General features: G+C 69.0%; 28 protein-coding genes. 20 read left to right on the top strand and 8 right to left on the bottom strand.

What is annotated here, in order from left to right:
- Nucleotides 1–117 precede the first annotated feature (117 nt).
- Nucleotides 118–2,664, top strand: coding sequence for a transglycosylase domain-containing protein (locus DMH03_RS04845; RefSeq protein WP_125790756.1), 2,547 nt, complete (start codon nt 118–120; stop codon nt 2,662–2,664).
- 55 nt (nt 2,665–2,719) lie between these two features.
- Here the strand turns inward: DMH03_RS04845 and DMH03_RS04840 are convergent, their stop codons facing one another.
- A complete protein-coding gene (locus tag DMH03_RS04840; protein ID WP_125790755.1) occupies nt 2,720–3,769 on the bottom strand; it encodes a Gfo/Idh/MocA family oxidoreductase in 1,050 nt (349 codons plus the stop codon).
- Nucleotides 3,770–3,824: 55 nt separating this feature from the next.
- Between DMH03_RS04840 and DMH03_RS04835 the strand changes: the two genes are divergently transcribed.
- Both DMH03_RS04835 and DMH03_RS04830 read left to right on the top strand, forming a co-directional pair.
- The gene (locus DMH03_RS04835; protein ID WP_125790754.1) at nt 3,825–4,904 is read left to right on the top strand and encodes an ROK family transcriptional regulator; all 1,080 of its coding nucleotides are present in this window, start codon (nt 3,825–3,827) and stop codon (nt 4,902–4,904) included.
- Between the two features lie 231 nt (nt 4,905–5,135).
- Complete coding sequence (locus tag DMH03_RS04830; RefSeq protein ID WP_125790753.1) at nt 5,136–6,713, top strand: glycosyltransferase family 87 protein; 1,578 nt, start codon at nt 5,136–5,138, stop codon at nt 6,711–6,713.
- Between the two features lie 124 nt (nt 6,714–6,837).
- On the opposite strand, the gene DMH03_RS04825 is transcribed toward DMH03_RS04830, so the two are convergent.
- Nucleotides 6,838–7,347, bottom strand: coding sequence for a hypothetical protein (locus DMH03_RS04825; RefSeq protein WP_125790752.1), 510 nt, complete (start codon nt 7,345–7,347; stop codon nt 6,838–6,840).
- Between the two features lie 172 nt (nt 7,348–7,519).
- Entirely contained in the window at nt 7,520–8,299 is a 780-nt protein-coding gene (locus DMH03_RS04820) for a deoxyribonuclease IV (RefSeq protein WP_125790751.1), read from the bottom strand.
- A 119-nt stretch (nt 8,300–8,418) separates the two neighbouring features.
- Here DMH03_RS04820 and DMH03_RS04815 point away from each other — a divergent pair, with 119 nt between their 5' ends.
- The 12 genes from DMH03_RS04815 to dnaB all read left to right on the top strand — a co-directional run bounded on the left by DMH03_RS04815 (nt 8,419) and on the right by dnaB (nt 18,218).
- Nucleotides 8,419–9,225: a hypothetical protein gene (locus DMH03_RS04815; RefSeq protein ID WP_125790750.1), complete on the top strand. Its 807-nt coding sequence runs from the start codon at nt 8,419–8,421 to the stop codon at nt 9,223–9,225.
- A gap of 124 nt (nt 9,226–9,349) precedes the next feature.
- On the top strand, nt 9,350–10,237 hold the full coding sequence (locus tag DMH03_RS04810; protein WP_125790749.1) for a hypothetical protein: 888 nt from the start codon (nt 9,350–9,352) through the stop codon (nt 10,235–10,237).
- Nucleotides 10,238–10,338: 101 nt separating this feature from the next.
- Complete coding sequence (locus DMH03_RS04805) at nt 10,339–11,211, top strand: hypothetical protein (protein ID WP_125790748.1); 873 nt, start codon at nt 10,339–10,341, stop codon at nt 11,209–11,211.
- A 102-nt stretch (nt 11,212–11,313) separates the two neighbouring features.
- Complete coding sequence (gene rpsF / locus DMH03_RS04800; protein WP_173426372.1) at nt 11,314–11,634, top strand: 30S ribosomal protein S6; 321 nt, start codon at nt 11,314–11,316, stop codon at nt 11,632–11,634.
- A gap of 17 nt (nt 11,635–11,651) precedes the next feature.
- The gene (locus tag DMH03_RS04795; RefSeq protein WP_125679406.1) at nt 11,652–12,161 is read left to right on the top strand and encodes a single-stranded DNA-binding protein; all 510 of its coding nucleotides are present in this window, start codon (nt 11,652–11,654) and stop codon (nt 12,159–12,161) included.
- Nucleotides 12,162–12,238: 77 nt separating this feature from the next.
- On the top strand, nt 12,239–12,487 hold the full coding sequence (gene rpsR / locus DMH03_RS04790; protein WP_005168122.1) for a 30S ribosomal protein S18: 249 nt from the start codon (nt 12,239–12,241) through the stop codon (nt 12,485–12,487).
- Nucleotides 12,488–12,499: 12 nt separating this feature from the next.
- The gene (rplI, locus tag DMH03_RS04785; RefSeq protein ID WP_005168124.1) at nt 12,500–12,955 is read left to right on the top strand and encodes a 50S ribosomal protein L9; all 456 of its coding nucleotides are present in this window, start codon (nt 12,500–12,502) and stop codon (nt 12,953–12,955) included.
- Nucleotides 12,956–13,097: 142 nt separating this feature from the next.
- Entirely contained in the window at nt 13,098–13,502 is a 405-nt protein-coding gene (locus DMH03_RS04780) for a hypothetical protein (RefSeq protein ID WP_199748673.1), read from the top strand.
- Nucleotides 13,502–14,095: a DUF3558 domain-containing protein gene (locus DMH03_RS04775; RefSeq protein WP_125790747.1), complete on the top strand. Its 594-nt coding sequence runs from the start codon at nt 13,502–13,504 to the stop codon at nt 14,093–14,095. Before DMH03_RS04780 ends, DMH03_RS04775 begins: the two co-directional genes overlap by 1 nt.
- Nucleotides 14,096–14,098: 3 nt before the next feature.
- Complete coding sequence (locus DMH03_RS04770) at nt 14,099–15,439, top strand: PPE domain-containing protein (RefSeq protein ID WP_125790746.1); 1,341 nt, start codon at nt 14,099–14,101, stop codon at nt 15,437–15,439.
- Nucleotides 15,440–15,536: 97 nt separating this feature from the next.
- Entirely contained in the window at nt 15,537–16,334 is a 798-nt protein-coding gene (locus DMH03_RS04765) for an ESX secretion-associated protein EspG (protein WP_125790745.1), read from the top strand.
- Between the two features lie 474 nt (nt 16,335–16,808).
- A complete protein-coding gene (gene dnaB / locus DMH03_RS04760) occupies nt 16,809–18,218 on the top strand; it encodes a replicative DNA helicase (protein ID WP_125791544.1) in 1,410 nt (469 codons plus the stop codon).
- Between the two features lie 10 nt (nt 18,219–18,228).
- Here the strand turns inward: dnaB and DMH03_RS04755 are convergent, their stop codons facing one another.
- Nucleotides 18,229–19,116, bottom strand: coding sequence for a LysR family transcriptional regulator (locus tag DMH03_RS04755; RefSeq protein ID WP_125790744.1), 888 nt, complete (start codon nt 19,114–19,116; stop codon nt 18,229–18,231).
- Between the two features lie 71 nt (nt 19,117–19,187).
- On the opposite strand from DMH03_RS04755, the gene DMH03_RS04750 reads away from it, so the two are divergent.
- Entirely contained in the window at nt 19,188–19,577 is a 390-nt protein-coding gene (locus DMH03_RS04750; RefSeq protein WP_125790743.1) for a RidA family protein, read from the top strand.
- 3 nt (nt 19,578–19,580) lie between these two features.
- Here the strand turns inward: DMH03_RS04750 and DMH03_RS04745 are convergent, their stop codons facing one another.
- The gene (locus tag DMH03_RS04745) at nt 19,581–20,696 is read right to left on the bottom strand and encodes an NAD(P)/FAD-dependent oxidoreductase (RefSeq protein ID WP_125790742.1); all 1,116 of its coding nucleotides are present in this window, start codon (nt 20,694–20,696) and stop codon (nt 19,581–19,583) included.
- A gap of 70 nt (nt 20,697–20,766) precedes the next feature.
- Between DMH03_RS04745 and DMH03_RS04740 the strand changes: the two genes are divergently transcribed.
- On the top strand, nt 20,767–21,447 hold the full coding sequence (locus DMH03_RS04740) for a TetR/AcrR family transcriptional regulator (RefSeq protein WP_125790741.1): 681 nt from the start codon (nt 20,767–20,769) through the stop codon (nt 21,445–21,447).
- Here DMH03_RS04740 and DMH03_RS04735 read toward each other — a convergent pair.
- Complete coding sequence (locus DMH03_RS04735; RefSeq protein WP_125790740.1) at nt 21,439–22,320, bottom strand: aminoglycoside phosphotransferase family protein; 882 nt, start codon at nt 22,318–22,320, stop codon at nt 21,439–21,441. The genes DMH03_RS04740 and DMH03_RS04735 overlap by 9 nt on opposite strands.
- Nucleotides 22,321–22,385: 65 nt before the next feature.
- Here DMH03_RS04735 and DMH03_RS04730 point away from each other — a divergent pair, with 65 nt between their 5' ends.
- Nucleotides 22,386–23,564, top strand: coding sequence for a serine hydrolase (locus DMH03_RS04730; RefSeq protein ID WP_125790739.1), 1,179 nt, complete (start codon nt 22,386–22,388; stop codon nt 23,562–23,564).
- 9 nt (nt 23,565–23,573) lie between these two features.
- Here the strand turns inward: DMH03_RS04730 and DMH03_RS04725 are convergent, their stop codons facing one another.
- Complete coding sequence (locus DMH03_RS04725; protein ID WP_125790738.1) at nt 23,574–24,527, bottom strand: YafY family protein; 954 nt, start codon at nt 24,525–24,527, stop codon at nt 23,574–23,576.
- A gap of 85 nt (nt 24,528–24,612) precedes the next feature.
- On the opposite strand from DMH03_RS04725, the gene DMH03_RS04720 reads away from it, so the two are divergent.
- Complete coding sequence (locus tag DMH03_RS04720) at nt 24,613–24,984, top strand: VOC family protein (protein ID WP_125790737.1); 372 nt, start codon at nt 24,613–24,615, stop codon at nt 24,982–24,984.
- Here DMH03_RS04720 and DMH03_RS04715 read toward each other — a convergent pair.
- A complete protein-coding gene (locus DMH03_RS04715) occupies nt 24,960–25,421 on the bottom strand; it encodes a MarR family winged helix-turn-helix transcriptional regulator (protein WP_125790736.1) in 462 nt (153 codons plus the stop codon). The genes DMH03_RS04720 and DMH03_RS04715 overlap by 25 nt on opposite strands.
- 62 nt (nt 25,422–25,483) lie before the next feature.
- Here DMH03_RS04715 and DMH03_RS04710 point away from each other — a divergent pair, with 62 nt between their 5' ends.
- Nucleotides 25,484–25,852: a MarR family transcriptional regulator gene (locus DMH03_RS04710; protein WP_125790735.1), complete on the top strand. Its 369-nt coding sequence runs from the start codon at nt 25,484–25,486 to the stop codon at nt 25,850–25,852.
- Nucleotides 25,853–25,881: the final 29 nt, after the last annotated feature.

Genomic DNA, 25,881 nt, shown 5'->3' with positions numbered 1-25,881 from the left:
CGGCACACCTTTTTTCTTCACGCCGGTGAACCTGAACCGATCCGATACGTCTTAACTAGAAGGAGACCTGCGACCGCAGGACCGCGCTCACCCACGGAAGGTTCGGAGGACGTCCCAGTGAACGACGATCCCCACGGCGGATGGCCAGGTCAGGACCCTGACCCCGCACGTCGTCCGCAACGCCCGGCCGGACCGCCCCGCCGCCCCGCCGGACCGCCTCCGGGCTACGGGCAGCAGCAGGGTCCCGGCCAGCAGGGCCAAGGGCAGGCACCGTGGCAACGGCAGGGCGGGCCTCAGCAGCAGCCGCCCCCACCGCCACCGCGTCGTTCGCAGCGGCCGCCGGTCGCGCCGCAGCACGAGCCGGACCTCATCACGCATCACGAGCACAACGGCACCGTCGATCGCGGCGGTCGTGAATACGAAGAGCCGTACGAGGACGAGCAGTACGCCCCGGAGACCGACGAGAACGGGAAGCCGATCCTCACCCCGGCGCAGCGCAAGAAGCGCCGGTGGAGACGCATCCGGCGAGTGCTGCTCGCGCTGTTCTGTCTCTTCTTCGTGCTCCCGGCGATCGCGTTCGTGATCACCTACTTCGCCGTCGACGTCCCGTCGCCGCAGGCCATCGCGGCCACGCAGGGCCAGGCGGTGACGTACTACTACGCCGACAACACCGAGATGGGCAAGGACGTCCCCAAGGGCGGCAACCGGCAGATCCTGACGCCGGAGCAGATCCCGGACATCGTCAAGAAGGCCGTCATCGCCACCGAGGACGCCTCGTTCGAGACGAACTCGGGCTTCGACATCGGCGGCATCCTGCGCGCGGTCTACAACCAGGTCACCGCGGGCAAGGGCGGTGGTTCCACCATCTCCCAGCAGTACATCAAGGTCGCCAGCGGGGACGACGAATCGACATTCGCCCGTAAATGGACCGAGCTCGCCAAATCCTTCAAGATGAACCAGACGTACGAGAAGAAGGACATCATCTCGGCGTACCTGAACATCATCTACTTCGGGCGCGGCGCGTACGGGATCGAATCAGCCTCGCAGGCGTTCTTCGGCAAGCCCGCCGGTGAACTCAACGCGTCCGAGGCGGCGCTGCTCGCGGGCCTCATCCAGCAGCCGGGCCGTTCGGAGAACCCGAAGGTCGCGAACGAACGCTGGACCGTCGCGCTGAACCGTATGGTGCAGAACGGTTTCCTCTCCGCCGCCGACCGCGCGAACCTGCAGTTCCCGACGCCGATCCCGCAGGCCGACAAGGAGCAGGCCGGCGTGGTCAACCCGTTCATCCGCGACAAGGTCAAGGAAGAGCTCGCCGCGAACGGCATCACCGACGACGTCTACTACCGGGGCGGCTACAAGGTCTACACGACCATCGACCAGAAGGCGCAGGCCGCGGCCGAGCAAGCGGTCGCCGACGGGATGAAGGGCCAGACCGACGAGAACCTGCTCAACGCGCTCGTCGCGATCGACCCGAAGACCGGCGGGGTGAAGGCGTACTACGGCGGGCCGTCCATCGTGAAGGGGCCCGACGGCAAAGACCAGAAGGGCCGGGACTGGGCGAATACGCCGCAGAACCCCGGGTCGTCGATGAAGCCGTTCGACCTCACCGCGTACCTGCAGATGGGCAAGGGCGGCATCAACTCGACGTTCGACGGCTCCAACAACCGGCAGTTCGGGAAGCAGATGATCCGAAACGCCGGTCCCGGCAGCTCGTGTTCGGCGCAGTGCACGGTGTCCGAAGCGATGCAGCGCTCCGCGAACACGGTGTTCTACGACATGGTCGTGAACGTGACCAAGCCCGGGCCGGTGGCGCAGGCCGCCAAGGACGCCGGGATCAAACCCGCCCCCGAAGGCGCCTCCGAACTGTTCGCCGACAACAACATCGCGCTCGGCGGTGGCAAGACGGCCGTCAGCCCGGAGGACATGGCCGCCGCGTACGCGACCTTCGCGGGCGATGGCCAGCGGCGGACCAGGCACTTCGTCGCCAAGGTGACCAACTCGCAGGACGAGGCCGCTTACTCGGCCCCGGAAGAGGCGAAGCCCGCGTTCTCCGACAACTCCGACAAGAGCAAGCAGATCGCCGGCAACGTCACCGAGTCGCTCAAGGGTGTCATCCCGTTCTCGAAGCTCAAGTGCCCCAACGGCCATGAGTGCGCGGGCAAGACGGGAACCCAGCAGCACACCTATCGGTCGGGCGAGCCCGCGTCGGCGAAGGACTCCAACTCGCAGACCTGGATGGTCGGCTACACGCCGTCGATCTCGGCCGCGGTCTGGGTCGGTGGCGACGGTGACAAGCCGCTGAAGGGCAAGAACGGCAAGGCGATCTTCGGTTCGACGATCGCCGGGCCGATCTGGCAGAAGTTCCTTTCCCTGTACCTGAACGGGAAACCGGGGGAGCGCTTCGACAAGGTCAAGATCATCGGCGGGGACGACAACAACACCGTCCCGTCGACGCAGACCCCGCCGCCGGGCGAGGACGAGGGTTCGACCGAGACCGGCACGCCGTCGACCGGACCGTCGACCGGGCCTTCCTCTTCGCGGAACGAGGAAGAACCGCCGTCCAGCTCGCGGAACCCGCCTACGTCCAGTGAGAACAACGGCGGCGAAGAAGGCGGCGGCAACAACGGTCCCGGCCGCGGGGGCGGCAGAGGCGACAACGAGTAGCTGAAGGGGCCCTTCACCGCATGTCATGCGGTGAAGGGCCCCTTCGCTCCCCGAGCTAGAGGGTGACCACGCGCCGTTCGGCACCCGAAAGGTGAGCGGCTTCGATGACCCGGAGCGCCTCGACGGCGGAGGCGGGATCGACCGGGAAATCACCCTTGCCGAGCAGCGCGTCACGCACCTGCGCGTAGAAGTCCTCGTAGCGGCCGACTTCGGTGGGCACGGTTTCGACGTCGTCGTTCACGCCGAGCACGCCGGCGTCCGACGACGGTTCGACGCCCCAGCCGGGGTCGCCCGGCCGCAGTCCGTCCTTGATCTGGGGTTCCTGCACGTCGAGGCCGTACTTGGTGAAGGTCGCCTTGTCGCCGAGCACGCGGAACCGCGGGTTCCGGGTCCCCGCGAGCGCGGACGCCCACAGGTGCGAGCGCACGCCGTTCGTGTGCTGGAGGGCGACGAAGACATCGTCGTCGACCGACACCCCGGCACGGCGCTTGTCGACCTCCGCGTAGACCTCGGTGACCGGGCCGAACAGCTGCAGCGCCTGGTCGACGATATGCGCACCGAGGTCGTACAGGAGCCCGCCGGCCTCGGCGGGATCGCCGAACTCGCGCCAGTTTTCCCGCGGCTTCGGCACCCAGCGGTCGTAGCGCGACTCGAAGCGGAAGACGTCGCCGAGGCGGCCCGCGTCGAGGACCTTCCGGACGGTGAGGAAGTCCGAGTCGAACCGCCGGTTCTGGAACACCGTCAGACCGACGCCCTTGGCCTTCGCCGCTTCGACGACCTTCGCCGCCTCGGCCGCTGTCGGCGCGAAAGGCTTGTCGACGACAACGGGCAGCCCTGCCTCGATCGCCCGAAGCGCGAGCGGGACGTGCGTGCGGTTCGGCGTGCTGATCACGACCAGGTCCAGCTCGCCGGCCTTCGCGAACAACGCGTCCGCGTCCGGCAGCACGTCGGCGTCCGGATGGTCGGCGCCTGCCTGCGCCACCCGGTCCGGGTTCGAGGTGACGATGGCGGCCGGGGTCAGCCCCGGCGTCGCGTTGACCAACGGGGCGTGGAAGACGCGCCCGCCGGTGCCGTATCCGAAGATCCCCACTCGCAAGTCAGCCATGCGCCCATTAAACAACAGTGTTGCGTAATCAGCCAGTCATGGCAGGATGCGCGCTATGCCGGAGACCGGGGTCAATCTGCGCGGCCTGCGCCAGCACAACCGGGCGCTGCTGCTCACGCACATCCTGCGCGCGGGCGGCCTCAGCCGCGTCGAACTCGCCGAACGCACCCGGCTCACGCAGCAGGCCGTCTCGAAGATCGTCCCCGAACTGCTCGAAGCCGGCCTGCTGGACGAAGAACGCCAGCCCGCGTCCGGCGTCGGCAAACCGCGCACACTCCTGCGGGTCCGCGCGGACGCCCGGCACGCGCTCGGCGCCCAGCTCGACCGGGACTCGTTCCGGGTACTCATGACCGACCTGACCGGGAAGATCATCGCGTCGCGCGGCGGGCCGCTGTCACCCGGCTTCACTCCAGACCAGGCGGTTTCCGCCCTCGGCGAAGCGACCGAAGAGCTACTGGAGGGTGTCGAGCGTGAACGCGTCCTCGGCCTCGGCGTCGGCTCCGTCGGCCCGCTCGACCACCGTGAAGGGGTGGTCCGGGACGCCACCAACATGCCGGGCTGGCACCACGTCCCCCTGCGCGACCTGCTCGCGAAACGCACCGGACTGCCCGTGCGGCTCGACAAGAACACCAACGCCGCCGCCTTCGCCCAGCAGTGGACCGGCGGCGACCAGACCGCGACCGCCGTCGTGCTCGTCGGCACCGGGATCGGCGTCGGCCTGCTGATCGACGGCAGGCTGTACCGCGGGCCGCGGACCAACGCGGGCGAATTCGGGCACACCACGCTCGCCTTCGACGGACCGCGTTGCGCATGCGGCCGTCGCGGCTGCGTCGAGGTGCTGCACAACGCGGCGGCGACCACCGAGGAGGCGGCAGGCCTGCTGGGAATCGGGCTCGCCGACCTCGTCCAGGTGCTCGACCTCGAACGTGTCGTGCTGACCGGCCGTTCGGTCCGCGCGGAACCCGAGGTGTACCGCGACACCGTCGCCGCTCGACTGCGGGAACTCCTGCCTTTGCCGCACTGGCAACGGATCCAGGTCGATCTCGACGAGATGGGCGACGACGTCGTCGCGTTCGGCGCGGCCGCGGAGGTGCTGGCCGGGTTCTACGACAGCGGCGACGTCGCTTTCACGTGATCAGGTGGACGACACACGTGATCAGACAGACGACACGCGGCAGAAACCGGCCGCGGGCTTGTCGTCCGTCCAATCACGTGAGTCGTCCGGCCAGTCACCCGTGTCGTCCATCCGATCACGTGAGTCGTCCATCCGATCACGCGTGTCACCTGCCTCGGGGCAGGCAAGCCCCGAATGGCCGAGCGGCGACATCACCGGGTGGTCACCCGGATAGGCGCTAACATCCGCCACGTGTCCGACCAGACGACCCAGCCCGAGGCTCCGCTCTCCCTCACCCCCGGCGAGCGGGTCATCCCGAGCTGGAACGAACCGCTCGTGGCCGCGGCCACGAGGCCGATCGGCAGCCCGCTCGGCGAGCACGCCGCCGTGGGACGGCACTGGTTCTGGTCGCCGCAACGGGTCGGGCTGCTGCTGGCCTGCCTCGCGCTGCTGCTCTCGTGGTTCGGCAAGGCGTCCTGCATTCAGCAGTACACCGACGACTCCGGGACCCATCAGCTCGACTGGCGCGCGGGCCGCCCGTTCGTCGCGATGTGTTACTCGGACATCGTCCCGCTCTACAGTTCCGAGCGGCTGAACGATCCGGACACCTTCCCGTACGTGACTTCGTGGACCGAAGACGCGGGGACGGCGAAGGAGACCACGCGGTACATGGAGTACCCGGTCGCGACCGGGTTGTTCCAGTGGATCAACGCGAAGCTCACCGAGGCGTGGCTTTCGGTCGCGGAAGCGGGCTGGCTGCCCGGCGCGCTGCCGGTGGCCGTCTATTTCAACATCTCGGCGCTCTGGCTCGCGCTGGCGTGGCTCGTCACGGTGTGGGCGACCGGCCGATCGCTGAAACGCCGTCCGTGGGACGCCGCGCTGGTCGCGATCTCACCGCTGGTGCTGGTGCACGCCTTCACGAACTTCGACGCCATCGCGACCGCGTTCACCGCGACCGCGCTGCTCGCCTGGGCCCGGCGGCGGCCCGAGGTCGCGGGGTTCCTGCTCGGTCTCGGCGCGGCGGCGAAGCTGTATCCCCTGTTCCTGCTGATCCCGCTGTTCTTCCTGTGCCTGCGCGCGGGCAAGGTCAGACAGTGGGCGCTCACCGCCGGACTCGCCGCGGCGACGTTCGTGGTGGTCAACGTCCCGTTCGCGCTCGTGGCGCCGACCGGCTGGTGGGAGTTCTTCCGGCTCAACACGATGCGCCCGATGGATCCGGACTCGCTCTACAACGTGATCTCCCACCTTTCCGGCTGGGCCGGTTTCGACGGGAAGCTCACCGCGGGCCAGACACCGGTCGTGCTCAACACCGTCGTCGCGGTGCTGTTCCTCGCCGTCTGCGCCGGCATCGGGTACGTCGCGTTGAAGGCGCCGCGCCGTCCGCGGCTCGGGCAGCTCGCCTTCCTCGTGGTGGCCGCGTTCCTGTTGACCAACAAGGTGTGGAGCCCGCAGTACTCGCTGTGGCTGGTGCCGCTGGCGGTGCTCGCGATCCCGCGCTGGCGGCTGCTGCTCGGCTGGATGATCCTCGACGCGTTCGTCTGGGCGCCGCGGATGATGTACTACCTCGGCGTCGACAACAAAGGCCTGCCCGAAGACTGGTTCCTCGGCGCCGTCGTCGTCCGCGACCTCGCGGTGGCCGGCCTCTGCGCGCTGGTGATCCGGGAGATCTACCAGCCGCGCAGAGATCCGGTCCGCGCCGCCGGGGACGACGATCCGATCGGCGGTTTCCTCGACGGCGCCCCCGATCCGGCCGACCGGCGCTCGGCGAGCCCCTCGGCCTCCACCAGGGCGGCGGAGCCGTCGAAAGCGGCGGGCCCGCCGAGCGGGTAGCCGAAAACGGTCAGTGCGTGCCAACGGGTTTCCGGCGCGGGGACGACGTGCTCCGCCCGGTACCCGGTCCGCTTGTTCATACGGCCCAGGTTCGACCCTCCCGTGGTGTGAGGGTCAAGTGAATTCAGCGCACGAGGTAGCCGCCCGTGCTCGTTTCGAAGAACGGAATCGGGGCCGTGCACCGCAAGACGTCCTGGTCGAAGCCGCCGACGGCCCAGCTCCAGCCGATCCGGTCGTGCCCGCGCGGCACGTCCCGTACCGAGAAACCGACCCGGCGGCCGACCAGGTTCGCCGGGAAGCCTGGAATGTCGGCGCGTTCGATCACCCCGGTCAGGACGGCGAGGTCGCCATCCCGCGAGACGCAGTCGACCTTGCCGTCGAAGTCGGCGAACGGCTTTCCGTCCTTGGTCAGATGATTCACGTGGAACCGGCCCGAGGACTGCCCCGGATCGCCGAACGCGGCGAAGTCGAACCGGACGGGATCGCCCTCGAAACCGGGGAACGTCAGCGGTCCGCCCGCCGACCCGATGACGGTCGCTCCCGGCCCCGACGCCGCGTTCGCCTGCGTCGCCCCCAGCGTTCCCGCGGCGACGGCGAGTACGGCGACCGCGGCGATCTTCGACTTGATGTTCATGGCTTCCCTCCAGAACCGGGTACTTCCCGGTCGAGGTCGAGCCTTTCGCGATCGGCGGGCCCGGCCCTCCCTCCCGAGAGGGAACGACCTCCCGCCCAGGTCCGAAACCGCAATCGGTCACCTACTTGCGCCGGTCGTCCGGGCAAGTAGGTGACCAAGTGCGAGAGGGGAGTCAGGCGGAGGCGACGCGCTCCCGGAGGTAGGCGATGTCCGCGGCCTGGCCGTCGGCCGGGGTCTCGACGATCACGGGCGCGCCGGCCTCGGCCGCGACGGCGGCCAGCACCTCGGGATCGATCGTGCCGTCGCCGCCGACGACGTTCGCGTGCCGGTCCCGCGTGGAGCCGAACTCGTCGCGCGAGTTGTTGAGGTGCACCAGATCGATCCGGCCGGTGATGGCCTTGACCTTCTTGACCGCCTCGGTCAGGTCCCAGCCCGCCGCGTACGCGTGGCAGGTGTCGAAACAGAAGCCCGCGCCGAATTCGCCGACCTTGTCCCAGAGCCGGGCGATCGTGTCGAGGTCGCGGGTCATCGCGTTGTCGCCGCCCGCGGTGTTCTCGATCAGGATCGGCACGGCGAAGCCGCCCTTCTCCTGTTCACGCTCGAAAAGCTTGCGCCAGTTGACGAGGCCTTCTTCGACTTCCGCCGCGGAACCGACGTGGCCGCCGTGCACGACGAGCCCTTTCGCGCCGATTTCGGCGGCGCCGTTCGCGTGCTGCGTGACGTTCTTCCGCGACGGGATGCGGATGCGGTTGTTCATCGACGCCACATTGATCAGATACGGCGAGTGGATGAACACCTCGACCGGCGATTCTTTGATCGCTTCGCCGTGCGGGTGGGGTTTGGGAGCCTTCCAGCCCTGCGGGTCGGAAAGGAAGAACTGGAGTACTTCGGCTTCGCGCTCGGCGACCGCGGCCAGCGGATCGTCGTCGCGGACATGGGCACCGATTTTCATGCTGGCAACTTACCCTCGCGGGTTTTTCGCCGTCGCGGACCGGATGGTCACGCTCGTGGGGTAGCGTGAGCGCGTTCCGTTAAACCGCGTTGGGTCTTGAGGGGCGGAGGACGAACTCGATGGGGAAGACTGCCGGGCGGATCACGGCTTGGGGATTCGCGCTTTCGGTCACGGCCGGATTAGCGTTCCCGATGACCGCGACGGCCGCCGAGGAACCGAGCCCGACTCTTTCCGGCGAATGCGATTCGACGCTGCAGAACGGAAAGTCCGGTAACGGCCTCGTTCTCGACGCGGCGGCGCCGCTCGGTTCGTCCGAGGTACTGACGGTCGGCCTGGACTCGAAGGCCAAGACCGCCGAGGGCCGGAAGCCGCTGCTTTCACTGCCCGTCGGCGATCTGGTCAAGACGACCGGCCTGACCGACAATCCGGCCGGAGACCTCGTCGCACAGGGCGTCTGCAAGCCCGCGCAGGGCACGGTGAACGCGGTCGGCAACCTGACGCAAGGTGTCGTCGACGAGGTTCCGGGAGTCCCCGAGATCCCGCCGGGCCCGAAGCCGCCCGAGGACCCCCAGCCTCCGAAGCCCGAGCCCCCGAAGCCGGGACCGGGTCAGCCCGGCGGTCCTGGCAGCGAACTCCCGGTCGAAACCGGCCCGGGTTCCGCCACCGGCATCGGCGGCGACTCGATCGCCGGCGTGATCAGCAACGCGGCGCTGCTCCCCGGCAGCTTCGTCCAGGCGCCGGTGATCACCGAGATCGTCCCCGGCGAGGTGCCGCCGCCCACCGTCGACGAGAAGGACACCGGCAACGCGCAGGCCGTGCAGGCGCCGGTCGCCCCGGCCAAGCTGCCGCTGCTGCTCGCGGTACTGGCGCTGGCCGTCGTCGCCGCGGCTCTGGTCCGTGCCTGGCTGCGGGGCAAGCCCGCCTGATCTTCACCCTCAGTGACGCCCGCTTCCACTCGAATGCCTGACCTCTTCGAGTGAGCGGGCGTTACTCGTCTCCATTAGCGTCGTTGTGCCGGTAGGTGACCCCGACGACGGAGGAGTCGAAGGCATGCGCGAACGGACACGGAGGGCGACCGCCCTGGGTGCGTCGGCCTTCATTCTCGCGGGCTCGGCCGCCCTCGCCATGCCCGGCACGGCTGCCGCCGCCGAGACCAAGACCGCCACCTGCGGCGGATCGGTGACCGCGAAGACCGGTGACACGATCCTCGGCAAGACGCCGCTGCTCGGCATTCCCCTGAACCTCGGCCAGGCCGGTCCGGTCTCCGGGGTGCTCACGGGCACGATCAACGCGCTGCTCGGCACGGTCTGCAAGGTGACGGTGACCGTGGTGAACGCCGTCGTCGCGCCGGTCCCGGTCGTCGGCGAACCGGCCGCGGAAGCGCTGAACGGCGCCGTCTCCGGCACCCACGACGCGTTGACCGGCGGCGGCAAGCCCGCCCCGGGAACCCAGCCCCAGCCCGGGAAACCAGCCCCCGGAACGCCCGGTAGCGGCGGCCCGCAGACGGGCGGACCCGGTGCTCCGGCGCAGGGCGGCACGCCGGAAGGCGGTATCCCGGCGGCGAACAGCCCGCTGCTGCCCGGCACCTTCACCCCGAACTTCGGCGGCCTGCCGTGGGGCGTCAACACCGGCTACGCCCCGATGCGTGACTACAGCTCCATCCCGATGGCGACGGCCGGTCTCTTCAGCCCGTCACCCGGCCTCCGGTACGGCGGGCAGATCCCGGGTTACGCGCCGCAGTTCGGCGTCGCGACCGAAAACCAGAACGGAAATCCCGACGTCCAAACCGCGGGACAGGCCGAAGCATTACCGAACGTGAGCGACGGATTCACTCAGGACGGGAAACTGCCGCTGCTGATCGCCGTTTTGGCACTCTCCGGAGTCAGCGCGGGCCTTGTGCGCACTTGGGTCCTACGCCGAATGGCCGCTGCAAGTTAGTCCTACCGCCTAGTATCTTTCTGGTCACTCCCTCGTTATCCCCGTTGCGGTGCTTCCTCATGCACTGCCACACGCCCCCACCGACCCGGAGGATCGCGCTCGTGCGGAAGACCACCATCTGGCAGACCACCCGCAAGGCGCTCACCGTCACCGCACTCGCGACCATGGTCACCGGTGGCGCGCTCCTGACGGCGGGCACCGCATCGGCGGCGGCCACCACGCTGGCGAACGCGTGCAGCGGCACCGTCAACGGCGGAATGGGCGACACCGTCGCGATCACCGGCACCTCGGTCAAGGAACTGGTGCGCGCCGGCGCGAAGGAAGCGGGCACGCTGGCCCTCTACGACGTCGCCGCGAACGACATCGCCAAGGTCAACACCATCAACGTCGGCGCGGTCCCGAACGCCGCGGGCGGCGCGGTCGAGGGCAAGGCGATCGGCGCGGCCGTGCGGCAGGCGGTCAAGAACACGAAGTCCTGGGGCCTCGGGCTCAACCCCGAGAAGACCCTCGACTCCATCGAGCACAAGGTCACCGGCAGCTGCGGCCTGACCACGGTCGCGACGAACTACGTCGCCCCCACCCTGCCGACGCCGGGCACCACCGGCCCGCAGCAGGGCGGCAACGGCGGCGGCACCAACGGGCTGCCGTCCTCGCCGAGCCTGCTGCCCGGCGGCAGCAACGGCACCGGTTATGCCCCGCCGCGCGACTACGGAAACCTTCCGGTCGCGCAGCCGGGTGTCGCGGTGGCTCCGGGCGTGCGTTACCCGGCCAACAGCCCGCTTCCGGGTGAGGGTGCCCCGCACCAGGCCGGGCAGGGTGGCCCCGACGTCCGCAACGCGGGCAACGCCGAAGCGCTCGCGACCGACGGCATGCCCGGCGGCGACGTCCAGCTGCCGATGCTGCTCGCGGTGCTCGTGCTCGCCGGGGTGACCGCCGCGCTGGTCCGCACCTGGGTCCTGCGCCGCGTCTCCTGACGCCCGTTCGGGGGCCGGCCGAAGCCGCCAGGTACGCTTACCTGGACAAACCCTCCTGCCACGGACAGTCCGTGGCCGTGAGCCCATAGGAGGTGAGTGGTTGTGTCACGCCATTACGAGGTAATGGTCATCCTGGACCCCACGCTCGACGAGCGTACGGTGGCCCCGACCTTGGACAACTTCCTCAACGTGATCCGTACTTCGGGCGGAAGCGTGGAGAAGGTCGACGTCTGGGGACGCCGCCGGCTGTCCTACGAGATCAAGAAGCACGCCGAGGGCATCTACGCGCTCCTCGACCTGAACTCGACTTCGGAAGCGGTCAAGGAGCTGGACCGTCAGCTCTCGCTGCAGGAGACCGTGCTCCGCACCAAGGTCATGCGCCGCGAGATCAAGCCGGCCAAGCCCGTCGCCGCCAAGGCCTGAGCCGAAGGACTTTTCCGATGGCTGGAGACACCGTCATCACGGTGATCGGCAATCTCACGTCCGACCCGGAGCTTCGCTTCACCCCTTCCGGTGCGGCGGTCGCGAACTTCACGGTCGCGTCCACCCCGCGCACACTGGACAAGCAGTCCGGTGAGTGGAAGGACGGCGAGGCCCTGTTCCTGCGCTGCAACATCTGGCGTCAGGCGGCCGAGAACGTCGCCGAGTCGCTGACGCGTGGCGCGCGTGTCGTCGTGCAGGGGCGCCTCAAGCAGCGGTCTTTCGAGACCAAGGAAGGCGAGAAGCGCACCGTCGTCGAGCTCGAGGTCGATGAGATCGGCCCGTCGCTGCGCTACGCCACCGCCAAGGTGAACAAGGTCAGCCGTGGCACCGGTGGCGGTGGAGGCGGCGGCTTCGGTGGTGGCGGCGGTGGCGGCCAGTCCGGCCCGCCCGCCGACGACCCGTGGGGTTCCGCCCCGCCCGCCGGTGGCGGCGGTGGCGGCGGTTTCTCCGACGAGCCGCCCTTCTGATCTGGCGCTCCACCGCGGGCGAAAGCTCCGCGAGACGCCTTGAGACAACCACTACGTAGAAATCCAGGAGAAATACCGTGGCCAAGCCACCCATCCGCAAGCCCAAGAAGAAGGTCTGCGTGTTCTGCAAGGCCGAGAAGAAGGGCCGCCCGGAGAACATCGACTACAAGGACACCAACCTGCTTCGGAAGTACATCTCCGACCGCGGGAAGATCCGTGCCCGCCGGGTGACCGGCAACTGCAGCCAGCACCAGCGTGACATCGCCATCGCGGTCAAGAACTCCCGCGAAATGGCGCTGCTGCCCTACACCTCGACCGCACGCTAAGGAGGCACGTCAATGGCGAAGATCATTCTCACCACCGACGTCGCCAACCTCGGTGGGCCCGGCGACATCGTCGAGGTCAAGGACGGCTACGCGCGTAACTACCTGCTCCCCCGCGGCTACGCCATCGTGGCCACCAAGGGCGCGGAGAAGAACGTGCGCACGATCAAGCGGGCGCAGGAGAGCCGTCGCATCCGCGACCTCGACCACGCCAAGGAGATCAAGGCGACCCTGGAGGGCCTCGGCGCCATCCAGCTGAGCGGCAAGGCGGCCGAGGGCTCGAAGAAGCTCTTCGGTTCGATCACCACCGCCGAGATCGTGGACGCGATCAAGGCCGCGGGTGGCCCGCTGCTCGACAAGCGCGTCATCGAGCTGAAGGACCACATCAAGACCGTGGGCAAGCACTCGGTCGGCGCCCGTCTGCACCCCGACGTCCGCGTCGACGTGCGGCTCGAGGTCAAGGCCAAGTAACACCGCTTCGGCAGAGGGCGGGACGTCTCCATCGCGGAGAAGTCCCGCCCTTTGCTTTGCGCGGAACCCCACCCGGCCGGGTCACGTCTTAGGATTGACTCGACGTCGAGGCACGGGGACTCAAAAAGGGGATCTGGAACCAATGGCTTACGACAGCAACGCCGAGCAGAACCGGCAGGAGAAGGTCACGGTGTCCGCGCCTGCCAATCCTGACAAGCCGTCGTCGGGCGGGGGCGGTGGCGGGTTCACCTTCGACAAGGACAAGATCGACGGCATCATCAAGAAGTGGACCGACCTGCAGGCCGAGCTCAAGCGGGACTACAACGACGCGAACCTGATGGCGAACGTCAAGGCGCCCGGCAAGGAGTTCGCGAGCGGCGACTGGGAGAAGCTGGCCAACCCGTCGGGCAAGGCGTTCCTGGAGCAGAACCAGAAGATGCAGGACTACGTCAAGAACTACATCGACCAGCTGACCGCCGCGAAGCAGAAGATCGCCACGAACGAGGCCGAAACGCAGGCTTCGCTCAACAAGCACAAGGCCGTGTGATGCGACGTTCCCTCGTTCTCCTCCTCGCCGCGGGCGCGCTGGTCGCCGGCTGTTCCGGCACCAAGAACGGCACCGCCTCGTCGGAGCCGGCCTACACGACCGGTTCCCCCGGCGCGTCGAGCGGCTCGTCCGGCTCCGCGCCCAAGGTGCCGAACCCGTTGAACACCGCCTCGATCGAGAGCAACGCGTGCTCCGCGCTTTCCGCCGCGAAGCGCACCGAGCTCGGCCTCGGCGAAGGTGAGCAGCGCACGACGAGCGCCGGACCGGGCTGCTCGATCTTCGCCGCGGACGACCGGCTGAACCAGATCGAGATCAGCCCGGTGCTCGCGAACAAGAACGGCCTCAGCGACGTCTACGACACGAAGGCCAACAACGAGTACTTCGAGCCGACCGAGGTCGGCGGGTACCCGGCGGTGTACGCCGCGTCGCTCGATGCCCGTGACAAGGGCAAATGCGGCCTCTTCGTCGGCGTGACCGACCAGCTGGCCGTCAACATCCTGGTGCAGTACGACAACGGGCCCGGCGCGAGCGCGCCGTGCCCGGTCGCGCTCAAAGTGGGGGAAGCGATGATCGAGACGTTGAAGGAGGGCTGACGCGTGTTCCTGCTGCCGATCATCGCCGGGTATTCGGCCTACAACCTGGCGACCACGAAATCCGGCGACTACGAAGCGTCGGGCGGCGATCGCAAGATCGACTGCTACAACATCTGGGAGAAGATCGTCACCGGTCCCGGTACCGGTTCGATCCAGGAGGGCCAGGCCGCGGCGACCCGGCTCAAGGCCGGCTACCAGGACAGGCTGACCACCATCGACAACCTGTCGAAGGAGATGGACGCCGCCTGGACCGGTAAGAGCGCCGAAGCCGCGCAGCAGTCCGGCGCGCATCCGCTGCGCGCGTGGATGGACGACTCCGGCAAGAAGCTGGTCGACTCCGACAAGTACCTCGGCGAGCAGAACTCCGCGTTCACCACGGTGAAGGCGAAGGTGCAGCAGGTCCCGAAGGATCCGCCGAAGAACAACCTGCTCAACTCCATCACCCCGTGGACCACCGACACCGACCGCGCGATCCGGGACTACAACCAAAAGGGTCAAGCGAACGTCGACGCGTTCAACGAGTACTTCAAGGCCAGTTCCGAGAACGGCAAGAAGCTGCCCACCTACAGCAAGATGGAGGGGCAGAACACGAACGTCGACGTCAACGGTGGCGGCGGCAGCGGCAAGGACAAGGACGGCAACGGGAACGGCCAGGGCGACCGGAACGGGCACAACGGCATGCCGGGCATCTCGACGCCGCCCGGTTCGATGCCGCCCGGCGGGATGCCGAGCGTCCCCGGTTCGAACATGCCGGGCATCGGCACGCCGGGTTCGAACCTGCCAGGGTCGAACCTGCCGGGCAGCAACATGCCCGGATCGAACATTCCCGGATCGAACATGCCGGGGTCCAACCTGCCCGGCGGGCAGTACAACCCGAACATCCCCGGCAGCAACTACAAGCCGCCGTCCTGGGACGACGGGACGAACGCGTCCGGCTACACCCCGCCGAAGATCCCCGGCGCCGACGGCGTCCGCTTCGGCCCCGGTGGCGGCGGGGGAGGCGGCGGCTTCGGCGGCACCGACATCCCCGGTGCGGGCGGCTTCGGTCCGGACGGTGGCTTCGGCGCCGGATTCGGTCCCGGTGGCGGTAGCGGAGCGGCCCTGCCCGGCAACGCGGGTGCGATGGGCGGCGCCGGTACGGGCGGTGGCGCGGCCGGTTCCGGCTCCGGAGCGGGCCGTGGCGCCGGCGGCATGATGGGCGGCATGGGTGGTATGGGAGCCGGTGGCGCCAAGGGGAAGGGCGGCGAGGACGAGGAGCGCAGCGCCAAGTTCCTCGTCGGCGACGATCCCAACGAGATCTTCGGGACCGACGAACTCACCGCGCCGCCGGTGATCGGCGAGTAGTCATCACGAGCGGGCCGGGCGCGTGCCAAGATTGGGGCGGCGCCCGGCTTGTCTTGTTCCGGGCTGGACGAACAGATGCGACTAGGGGGCAGTTCCGGTGCTGGACAAGCAGGTCACGATCACGACCGGCACCCTCATCACGCTGATCCGCCGACGGGGCGGCGAGCCGCACACGATCCTGTCGGAAACGCCGACCTGGTACGACGAGGACGCGCAGCGGGCCGAGGACGAGCGGACCAACGAGGAACTGGCGAGCCAGGGTCTCTTCGGCGCGCGGGGGCTGCACCCCGGCTTCAAGGCGACGCTCGAAGCGATCGCCAGGCCGTCACTCGAGTACTACGGCTGGGTCGACGGCGGCTTCGAGGGCAAGGCACTGAGCTTCAGCCTGCTCGCGGGGAGCGCCGGCGGCGAGGGTTTCGTCCTCGCCCGGCACAGCGAACACGACGGCATCGCGCTCGCGTCGGTGCGGCCCGAAGAACTGCTCACCGAGTTCCTCGACCAGATCCCGAAGCTCGCGCCGGGACGCGGCCGCCCGATCGCCGTCCCGAAGAGTCAGGTCGAGGCCCCGCGGTCGTCGTCGACGGCGCAGGACGAGGGCTTCGAGGTGCTTCGCAGCGGACGGCAGAGCGCGGGCAGCCAGGAGGCCGACGAGCTTCGCCGCATCCTCGCGTTACGCCGTTTGGGGAGCGGCAGCCTCTACGTCGCGGCTCGCGGCCGGAGCGGCGCGCGGCAGCGGATCGAACGCCCGGTGAACTACATCGATACGACCGAAGGCCGGTGGCTGACCGAAGAGGTACCGGGGAGTGGCGAGCCGAGGATCGCCTTCACACCCGCCGACCAGCAGGTTCTCGCGGAACGACTACGGAGCGCACAGGGCAGGTTGTTCGCGCCCTGAATTCCACTCCGGTCAGCCGGGCGGGGACCCCTCTACTCTCCGTGGTATTCATCCACAGGGCACCCCTGTGCGCCCGCGTGCGACACGCCGAACGACGAGTTTCGCCCGACACGCCGGACGGAGTCGAATAAAGTTCTCCACAGTGTCTCCACAGGCGCTGACCAGCACTTTTGTCAGACCACTCCCTCGTTGCCCACAAGTTGTACACAGGCTTTCGGCTACCTGTGAAGGGATGCCCGCAGTCATCCCCAGGTTATCCACAGGGCGGTCCCCAGGCGAAATTGCGCTGGTGCTTTCGGGGGGCCTACCGTCCCCGCCGGGCCGGTACACACCGTGGTGGTCGTCCGGCAGGGGAAGAGCGCAGGGGAGCACCGGGAGCCGAGGGAGGGCGGCCGGTGGGCACGGGCGGACCGACCGGGGAAATTCTGGCATAATCGAACGCGTGTTCGATGTCTTGAGGAGGTGGCAGCAGCGGTGGCGCTGACCGACGACCGCAATCCGACGTACGCGGAGTCCGACCCGGGTCCCGGCGACCCCGGTCCGCGTGGCGGCGAATACGACCGCCAGCCTCCGCAGGACATCGCGGCCGAGCAGTCCGTGCTCGGCGGCATGCTGCTGTCGAAGGACGCCGTCGCCGACGTCATCGAAGCCCTCGGGCCCGACGACTTCTACCGGCCCGCGCACCAGGCCATCTACGACGTCATCCTCGACCTCTACGGACGCGGCGAACCCGCCGACCCGATCACCGTCTCCGCCGAACTGGAACGCCGCGGCGAACTGGGCCGCGTCGGCGGCGCCCCGTACCTGCACACCCTGATCGCGACGGTGCCCACGGCGGCGAACGCCGGGTACTACGCCGAGATCGTCTCCGAGAAGGCGGTCCTGCGGCGTCTGGTCGAGGCGGGCACGCGGATCGTGCAGTACGGCTACGGCGCGGCCGCGGCCGACGGCGCGAACATCGACGAGGTCGTCGACCGCGCGCAGGCCGCGATCTACGACGTCACCGAGCGGCGCACCAGCGAGGACTACGTCGCGCTGGAAGAACTGCTCCAGCCGACCATGGACGAGATCGACGCGATCGCGTCCCGCGGCGGGCAGTCGCAGGGCATCCCGACCGGGTTCGCCGACTTCGACGATCTGACCAACGGCCTGCACCCCGGCCAGATGATCATCGTCGCCGCGCGTCCCGGTGTAGGGAAATCGACCCTTGGACTGGATTTCGCGCGTTCGGCGTCCATCAAACACGGTCTGACCAGCGTGATCTTCTCGCTGGAAATGAGCAGGACCGAGATCGTCATGCGCATGCTCTCGGCCGAGGCTCGGATCCGGCTGGCGGATATGCGCGGTGGCAAGATGTCCGACGACGACTGGACACGGCTCGCGCGCCGGATGAGCGAGGTCTCCGAGGCGCCGCTGTTCGTCGACGATTCGCCGAACATGACGATGATGGAGATCCGCGCGAAGGCCCGGCGGCTCAAGCAGCGCAACGATCTCAAACTCGTCGTCCTCGACTACCTCCAGCTGATGACCTCGGGTAAACGCGTCGAGTCGCGGCAGCAGGAAGTCTCGGAGTTCTCGCGGCAGATGAAGCTGCTGGCCAAGGAGATCGAGGTCCCGGTGATCGCGATCAGCCAGCTGAACCGTGGTCCCGAGCAGCGGACCGACAAACGCCCGATGCTGTCCGACCTCCGTGAGTCCGGTTCGCTGGAGCAGGACGCCGACCTCGTCATCCTGGTGAACCGACCTGACGCCTGGGAGCGGGACGACCCGCGTGCCGGCGAGGCGGACCTGATCATCGCGAAGCACCGTGCCGGGCCGACGGCGACGATCACCGTCGCGCACCAGCTGCACTACAGCCGCTTCGTGGACCTTTCGCACGACTAGCAGAAGGCTGCTACGCGAGCGTCGCGAGGAAGCGGGCGACCAGAGGATCCTGGTCGTCGGCACGCCAGGCGACGGCGACTCGCGTGCGCGCGGTGGCGGGCGTGATCGTGCGGAAGGCGACCTCTTCGAGGCGGATGCGCCGAATGCTTTCCGGGGCCAGTGAAACGCCGAGGCCGGCACCGACCAGTGCGCACACGGTCTGCCATTCCACCGCTCGTTGAGCCACCTGGGGCGTGAAGCCCGCCTCGGCGCACAGGTCGATGATCCGGTCGTGCAGCCGCGGACCGACAGCGCGGGGCAGGAGCACGAAGGGCGAGTCCGCCAGCTGCTCGACCCGGATCGTCCGATGTGCCGCGAGCGGATGGGCCGACGGCAGAACCGCCACGAAGGGCTCGGTCAACACGGTCTTGAACCCGAGCTCCGGCTCGTCGGCGGGCGGTTCGCGCAGCAGACCGATGTCGATACTCCTCTCGTGCAGGGCGGCGATCTGCGGTGCCGTGGTCATCTCGTGGATGTCCAGGTGCACGTCGGAAAACCGGTCCCGGAAAGTCCGCAGCAGACCGGGAAGGACGGTCAGGGCGAGAGAGGCCGCGAAGCCGATTCGCAGGCTGCCGGCGAGGCCACTGCCCACGGCGCGTGCCGCGGCCAGGCCGTCCGCGAGGCCGGCGAGGACGTTCCGAGCGGCGGGCAGCAGTTCCCGGCCGGCCGGGGTGAGGGCAACGCGTCCGGGCGCGCGATCGAAGAGCGCGTGGCCGACCTTGTCCTCCAGACGGCGGATCTGCTGGCTCAGCGGCGGTTGCGCGATGCCGAGGCGTGTGGCCGCGTGACCGAAGTGGAGCTCCTCGGCCAGTACGACGAAGGCGTGCAACTGGGCGAGGGGAAGCTCGGGGCGATCCATATTCCCAGAGATATCAGATGATGCCCAAAGCTGTATTAGACGTATCGTTGTCGGCCGCTTAGGTTCGGCGTATGACAGCAAGACGCGCGATCCTCAGCGGCTCGACGTTCGAGGAACAGATCGGGTACGCGCGGGCCGTGGTCGACGGCGACTGGGTGCACGTGTCCGGGACGACGGGGTTCGACTACCGCACCATGACGATCTCCGACGACGTCGTGGCGCAGGCCGAGCAATGCCTGCGCAACATCGAGGCCGCGCTGGACGAGGCGGAATGCACCTTCGCCGATGTGGTGCGAGTGCGCTACCTGCTGCCGGACCGGGAGGATTTCGAGCCATGCTGGCCGGTTCTGCGCCGGGCGTTCGGGGAGGTCCGGCCCGCCGCCACGATGCTCATGTGCGGCCTCGCCGACCCTCGGATGAAGATCGAGATCGAGGTGTACGCGCGGCGGGCCACCGGGTGAGTTTCAGTCCGGCTGGAAGAACGCGAGCATCTTCCGCGCGGCGTCCGGCGCCGTCAGGAGTTCGTGGACCCGGGCGGACATCCGGGCGGCGGCGCTCGTGCGCTCGAACATCTCGCGTTCGTAGTCCTTGACGGCGGTCGGGAAGTCGCCGGGATGCGCGGCCAGCGCGAGGCCGAGCAGGGCGCCGTCCAGCAGGGCCATGTTGGCGCCTTCCCCCACCGCGGGCATCAGGTGCGCGGCATCGCCCAGCAGCGTGACACCGGGATTCGCCTGCCAGGTCAGGCCCACCGGGAGAGCGGCGATGGGCCGGGGCACGACCGTGTCGTCGCAGGCCTCGATGAGCGCGGTGAAGCGAGCGTCCCAGCCGTCTAGTTCCTCGATCAGCCGTGTCCGGGCGGCGGCCGGGTCGTCGAACGGGATCCCGCTCGTGGCCAGCCAGTCCTCGGCGGTGTTGTGGAAGCTCAGGCCGACGCGGACGCGGCCGTCGCCGTTGCGCTGCGCGGCCAGGGATTTCCCGTCGCCGAGCGCCCAGTAGGTGCCGCGTCCGACCATCTCCGCGAGATCGGGGTGGGTGCGATCGATGTCGGAGATGCAGAGCTCGACGAGGTTGTGGCCGAGATGCACCGGGCGGGCGTCGGTGAGCAGCGCGCGGACCCGGGAGTTCGCGCCGTCGGCGCCGACCAGCAGGTCATACGCCGCAGTGGTCCCGTCGGCAAAGGTCACGACACCGTCGGCGGCGGACGCGAACGCGTGCCCCCAGCGCACGGTGCCTTCGGGCAGGGAGTCCAGCAGCAGGTCGCGCAGATCGGCTCGGTCGACCTCGGGCCGCGCGAACGGCGCGTCGTCGGGCGTGTCCTCCTGCAACAGCAAGGTGCCGTCGGGCTCCAGAAGCTTCATGTCCTGGCCCTCGCCGCGGGCGATCGCGTGGAACCCGTCGATCAGCCCGGCTTCGCGCAGCGCCCGCTGACCAGTGTCGGCGTGGATGTCGAGCATGCCGCCCTGGCCGCGTGCGTCGCGCGAAGGTTCGCGTTCGTAGACGACAGCCTCGATGCCGTTGACGTGCAGAACGCGAGCGAGCGCCAGGCCGCCGAGGCCTGCTCCGACGATGGCGATGGTCATGGTCGTACTCCTTCGATACAGTGTATTGATCAATACACTGTATCGAACGATGCGTTGTATTGTCAGCGGCATGGTGGTGTGGGAGCGGCCGGAGCCGCCGGATCGGCCCGCTCTGGCCCCGCTGAGCCGCGAGCGGATCGTGCGGGCGGCGATCGAACTCGCCGACGCGGACGGCCTGGACGCGGTGTCGCTGCGCAAGATCGCCACCGCGCTCGACGTCGGCCCGATGCGGCTGTACGGCTACATCGCGAGCAAGGAGGAGCTGCTCGACCTGATGGTCGACGCCGCCCACGCCGGGATCCGGCCCGCCGGAACCGGCTGGCGGGAAGCGCTGCGGTCGTTCGCCGAAGCCATGCGGCACGCCGTTCACGAGCACGAATGGCTCGCGGACCTCCTGGGTGGCCGCCCCCAGCTCGGGCCGAACGCGCTGGCAGGCGGGGAGGCCGTGATGGCCGAGCTCGGTGAGCTCGGGGTGGACGCCGTCATGCCGGTGGTCTCCGCGGTCAACGCGTACACGATCGGCGCGGTGCGCCGGGAGATCGCCGAGTGGCGCGCGGAACGCGCCACCGGGATGGACGAGAAGCGCTGGCAGGCCGAGCTCGGGCCCTATCTGCGGCGGACTCTCGCGACCGGCGAGCTCCCCGCGCTGGCCACGGTGGTGCGCGACGCCGTCCACCTGGACGCCGACGAGACCTTTCGGATCGGCCTCGATTTCCTGCTGGACGGCATCGAAGCCCGCCTCTCAAGCTGAAGCACGTTCGAGCGCCGCCCGCCCCGCCGGCTCCCAAGCCGGTTTGCCTCCGGGGAGACCGAGCCTGCCTTTGCGCCCGATGCCGATCAGGTGCAGTGCGCGCAAGACCGCCCAGCCACGAGCCCGTGCGACGGTGGCCTCGTCCGCGACCTCGTAGGCGTCGAAGAACCGGCTCGCCGCACCCTGGGGAAGCAGGATCCAGGCCGCCGACAGGTCCGTCGCGGGATCACCCGCGCACAGCTCGCCGAAGTCGATCACCCCGGAGAGCGTCCCCTCCCGCACGATCACGTTCGCGGGATGGAGATCGCCGTGCAGCCAGACCGGTGCTCCGTGCCAAACGGGTGCCGCGACGGCCTTCTCCCAGATTTCCCGGGCGGCCTCGACGTCCGCGTCGCCGTCGATGAACTCCAGCCCCTGGTCGAAACCGTCGCGCATCGCGGCGAGCGGGATGCCGCGAGCAGGGTTGACCGGGGCTTCCGCCGGTGCGTCCCGATGCAGCGCCTTGAGGAAACCCGCGAGGACCTCGGCCGCGTCGTGGCGGCTGATCGGCGCGTGATCCGCGGGCTCACCCTCGACCCAGCGCGTGATCGTCCAGGTGTGCTCGAACAGGGCCGAAGGTTCACCGACGCGCACCGGGACGGGGATCGGCAGCGGCAGGCGATCGGCCAGCACGGGCAGCCACTTCTGTTCGAGGCGCAGGAGGCCGGGAGCACGCTCGGTGCGCGGCAGCCGGACGCCGAGGTCCGGCCCGAGGCGCCACTGCTGGTTGTCCCAGCCGCCGTCGACGTCGCGGAGTTCGAGCTCCGCGAGATCCGGATGCTGTTGCCGCAGCAAGGCCCGCACCAGCTCCTGCTCGAACCTGAATTCGTCCATGATCGAGACTCCCATGTCAGCGCCGTGACCGTCCCGTGTCAGCGCCGCCAGCCAACGTGGTCACCATGAACAAGACATCGAGGACCTTCCGCCGCATCGGCCTCACCGCGCTGGCGGCCGCACTGCTGACCGGCGTGACCGTGCCGACGGCTTCCGCCGGGCAAGACCGGCCGGAGCTGCGGCAAGCCGTCCAGGAGTTCGTCGACGCCGGGTTCGGCGGGATGCAGCTGCGCGTCCGCGACGAACGGGGCGAATGGACCGGCAGCGCCGGGGTGCGCGAACTGGGCGGAACCGCGAAACCGCCGACCAACGGTCACTTCCGCGTCGGCAGCACGTCGAAGAACTTCACCGCGACCCTGGTGCTGCAGCTGGTGGCCGAGGGCAGGATCGGGCTCGACACCCCGGTCGCCGGTTTCCTTCCGCAGTTCGGGCTGGACTCGCGGATCACCTTGCGGATGCTGTTGCAGCACACCAGCGGGCTGTTCAACCACACCGGCCAGGTCAACCCGGACGGAACCGTCACGCCGGGAATCCCGTGGGCGGGCCAGGAGTGGGTGGACAAGCGATTCCACACCTACCAGCCGGAGGAACTGGTCCGGCTGGCGGTGGCCAAGTCCCCGATCTTCGAGCCGGGCGCGCGCTGGAGCTACTCCAACACCAACTACGTGGTGGCCAGGCTGCTGGTCGAGAAACTCACCGGCCGCCCCTTCGCCGAGGAGCTGGACCGGCGGATCCTGCGGCCGCTCAAGTTGCGCGACACCTTGTCGCCGGGAGCGTGGGCCGGAATGCCCAAGCCGTACGCCCACGCCTACTACCGCTACGAAGACGCGGGCCAGTGGAAGACGATCGACATCACGCACCAGAACCCGTCCTGGATCTCCAGCGCCGGCGACATGATCTCGACGACCAAGGATCTCCAGACGTACTTTTCCGCGCTGCAGAGCGGAAAGCTTCTCCCGGGCTGGCTGATGGCCGAGATGCGCAAGACGCACCCCGGCAGCGAAAGCCTCTACGGCTTCTACGGTCTCGGACAGTTCACGCAGGACTTGGGACCGGGCTGCGCCGGACCCATCCTGAACCACAACGGCGGCCTCAACGGCTACGCGGCCTTGATGTACAGCACGCCCGACGGCAGCAAGACGCTGACCGCGTCGATCACCGCGGGCGATTCCGAGAAGGACCCGCTGCCGTCGTTCCCGGCGGCGCTGAACAAACTCCTCAAGACGGCGTTCTGCGGCAAATGACCGGCCTGGTCAGCGCGCCGGCTCGGCCAGCCGCGCCGCCAGCGCGCTGACCAGGTCTCGGAGCTCGACCGGCCGTTCGATGACGAACGGCCGGTCTAGCGCGGCGAGCAGCGGCGGGATCCAGTCGAGCCGCTGTGCCCGGATCCGGGCGCGCACCCAGTCGCCGTCGGACTCCAGGGTGGCCACGGACGGCGGGAAGACGACGCGGATCTGGTCAGATGTGGCTTGGATCCGCACGGAAACGTCGTGCCGGTGCGGTGTCTCGGCCAGCGCCGTCAGCACTCGCTCGGCCGGGTCGAAGCCGTCGGGCGCCTCGAACGTCCCGGCCCGTGCCTCGGCCGACTTGATCCGGTCGACGCGGAAGGTGCGCACCTCGCCGCTCGCCGAGTCGAAACCGGTCAGATACCACCGGCCGGAGTGCGCCACCACGCCGTATGGATGGACGACGCGTTCGCTGGCTCCGCCGTGCCCGGCGAGGTACGCGAGCCCGACCGGATGCCGATCCCGTGCCGCCTCCGCGACGGTGAGCAGCACTTCCGCCTCGGCCGAGAGGGCTTTCCGGGCGGGCGAGGTGAAGTCGGCGGTCTCCAGCAGCGCGTCCAGCCGCCGGCCCAGTGCTTCGGGAAGGACACGGCGGACCTTCGCGGCCGCGCTCTCGACGGCCGCGACCGAAGTGGTGATCAACCCGGCTCGCCGTCCCGCGACCAGGCCGAGCAGGACCGCCAGCGCCTCTTCGTCGGTCAGCATCAGCGGTGGCATCCGGTAGCCGGGGGCCAGGCGGTAGCCGCCGTAGCGTCCACGCACCGAGCGGACCGGGATGTCCAGGTCGATGAGGTGTTCGGCGTAGCGGCGGACGGTGCGTTCGTCCACGTCGAGCCGTCCGGCGAGCTCGGCGACCGTATGCGTCCCACCGCTCTGGAGGATCTCGAGCAACGCGAGCACGCGGGCGATGGGCCTGGTCACAGCCCGGAGGATACCGGGCGGATTCTGCCCGGTATTGCTCCTAGCGTGGCCGGTGTCCGCTTTCCGGCACTCGAAAGGACCCTTCATGCAGTTCGTATCCGTCCGCGTGATCACCCACGACGTCGCCCGCCTCGCCGGGTTCTACGAGAAGGCGACCGGCCTCGAAGCGCGGTGGCGCTCCGAGCAGTTCGCCGAACTCGCCGGCCCGTCGTGCACCTTGGCGATCGGCAGTGCCGAGACGATGACCCTGTTCGGCGCGGGCGCCGCGGTACCGGAGTCGAACCGGACCGCGATCCTCGAGTTCCGGGTCGAGGACGTCGACCGGGAGTACGACCGGCTGGCGGACCTGGCCGAGATCGTGCAGAAGCCGACCACGATGCCGTGGGGGAACCGGTCGCTGCTGTTCCGCGACCCCGACGGCAACCTGGTCAACTACTTCGCTCCGAGCGCGCCGTAGTTCCGGACGAACGCGGTCAGCAGCCGGGCGAACTCGTGGCGGTCTTCGTCCGGCCAGTCCGCCATCGCCTCGGCGAACACCGAGCGGCGGAATTCGTGCATGCGCGTCACTTCGGCGCGGCCCGCCTCGGTGAGCACGAGGACGGCACGGCGGCCGTCGCGCTGATCGGCTTCACGCCGGAGAAAACCGCCCTCGACCGCGCGCGCGACCAGACGGCTCGCACGCGGCTGGTCGATGGCCAGCGCTGCGGCGAGGCTGGTGACAGTGCCCGGTTCGCCGCTCTCCTCCGCCGCCTCGACGGCGTCGAGGAGTCCTTGTATCGCCTGGTCCGGCATCGTTTCGGCGCGGTCGCGCGCGAGTTTCGACAGCGATCGCCTCGCCTGGCTCCGCCGGATGGCGATCATCGCGCGTTCCACTTCGGCCACGGCGTCCGTCATTACCTGTCCTCACCAAATGCATGTACTTTTACATGTAGTTGCCGTCTACATGAGGAGTATCCATGAAGCCCATCGGATTCTGGTTCGCCCACCTTCACCAGGCCCTCGAATCTTCCCTGGAGCAGGTCCTCGCCACCGAAGCGCTGACCCGTCGCCACTGGCAGGTCCTGAACACGATCGACAGCGGAGCCTCCGTCGACGAGGCGCTGTCGCCGTTCGGAGACCTGCGGGAAACCGTCGCCGACCTGCACGCTCGCGGCTGGGTCGACGCCGAAGGCGCCTTGACCGAAGTCGGCAGGGAGGCACACCACCGACTGAAGGCCAAGGTCGGCGAGTTCCGCTCACGCGCGACCGAAGGCATCGGCGACGACGACTACCGGACGACGGTCGGCGTGCTCGAACGCATGGCGGCGAACCTCGCGCGGGAATAAGGCGGAACCCGGCGACGTCGTCTATCCTG

Source organism: Amycolatopsis sp. WAC 01376 (assembly GCF_003947415.1).
Taxonomy (GTDB): Bacteria; Actinomycetota; Actinomycetes; order Mycobacteriales; family Pseudonocardiaceae; genus Amycolatopsis.
The sequence above is the reverse complement of the archived record's forward strand: the minus strand, read 5'-3'. Positions and strand labels throughout refer to the sequence as shown.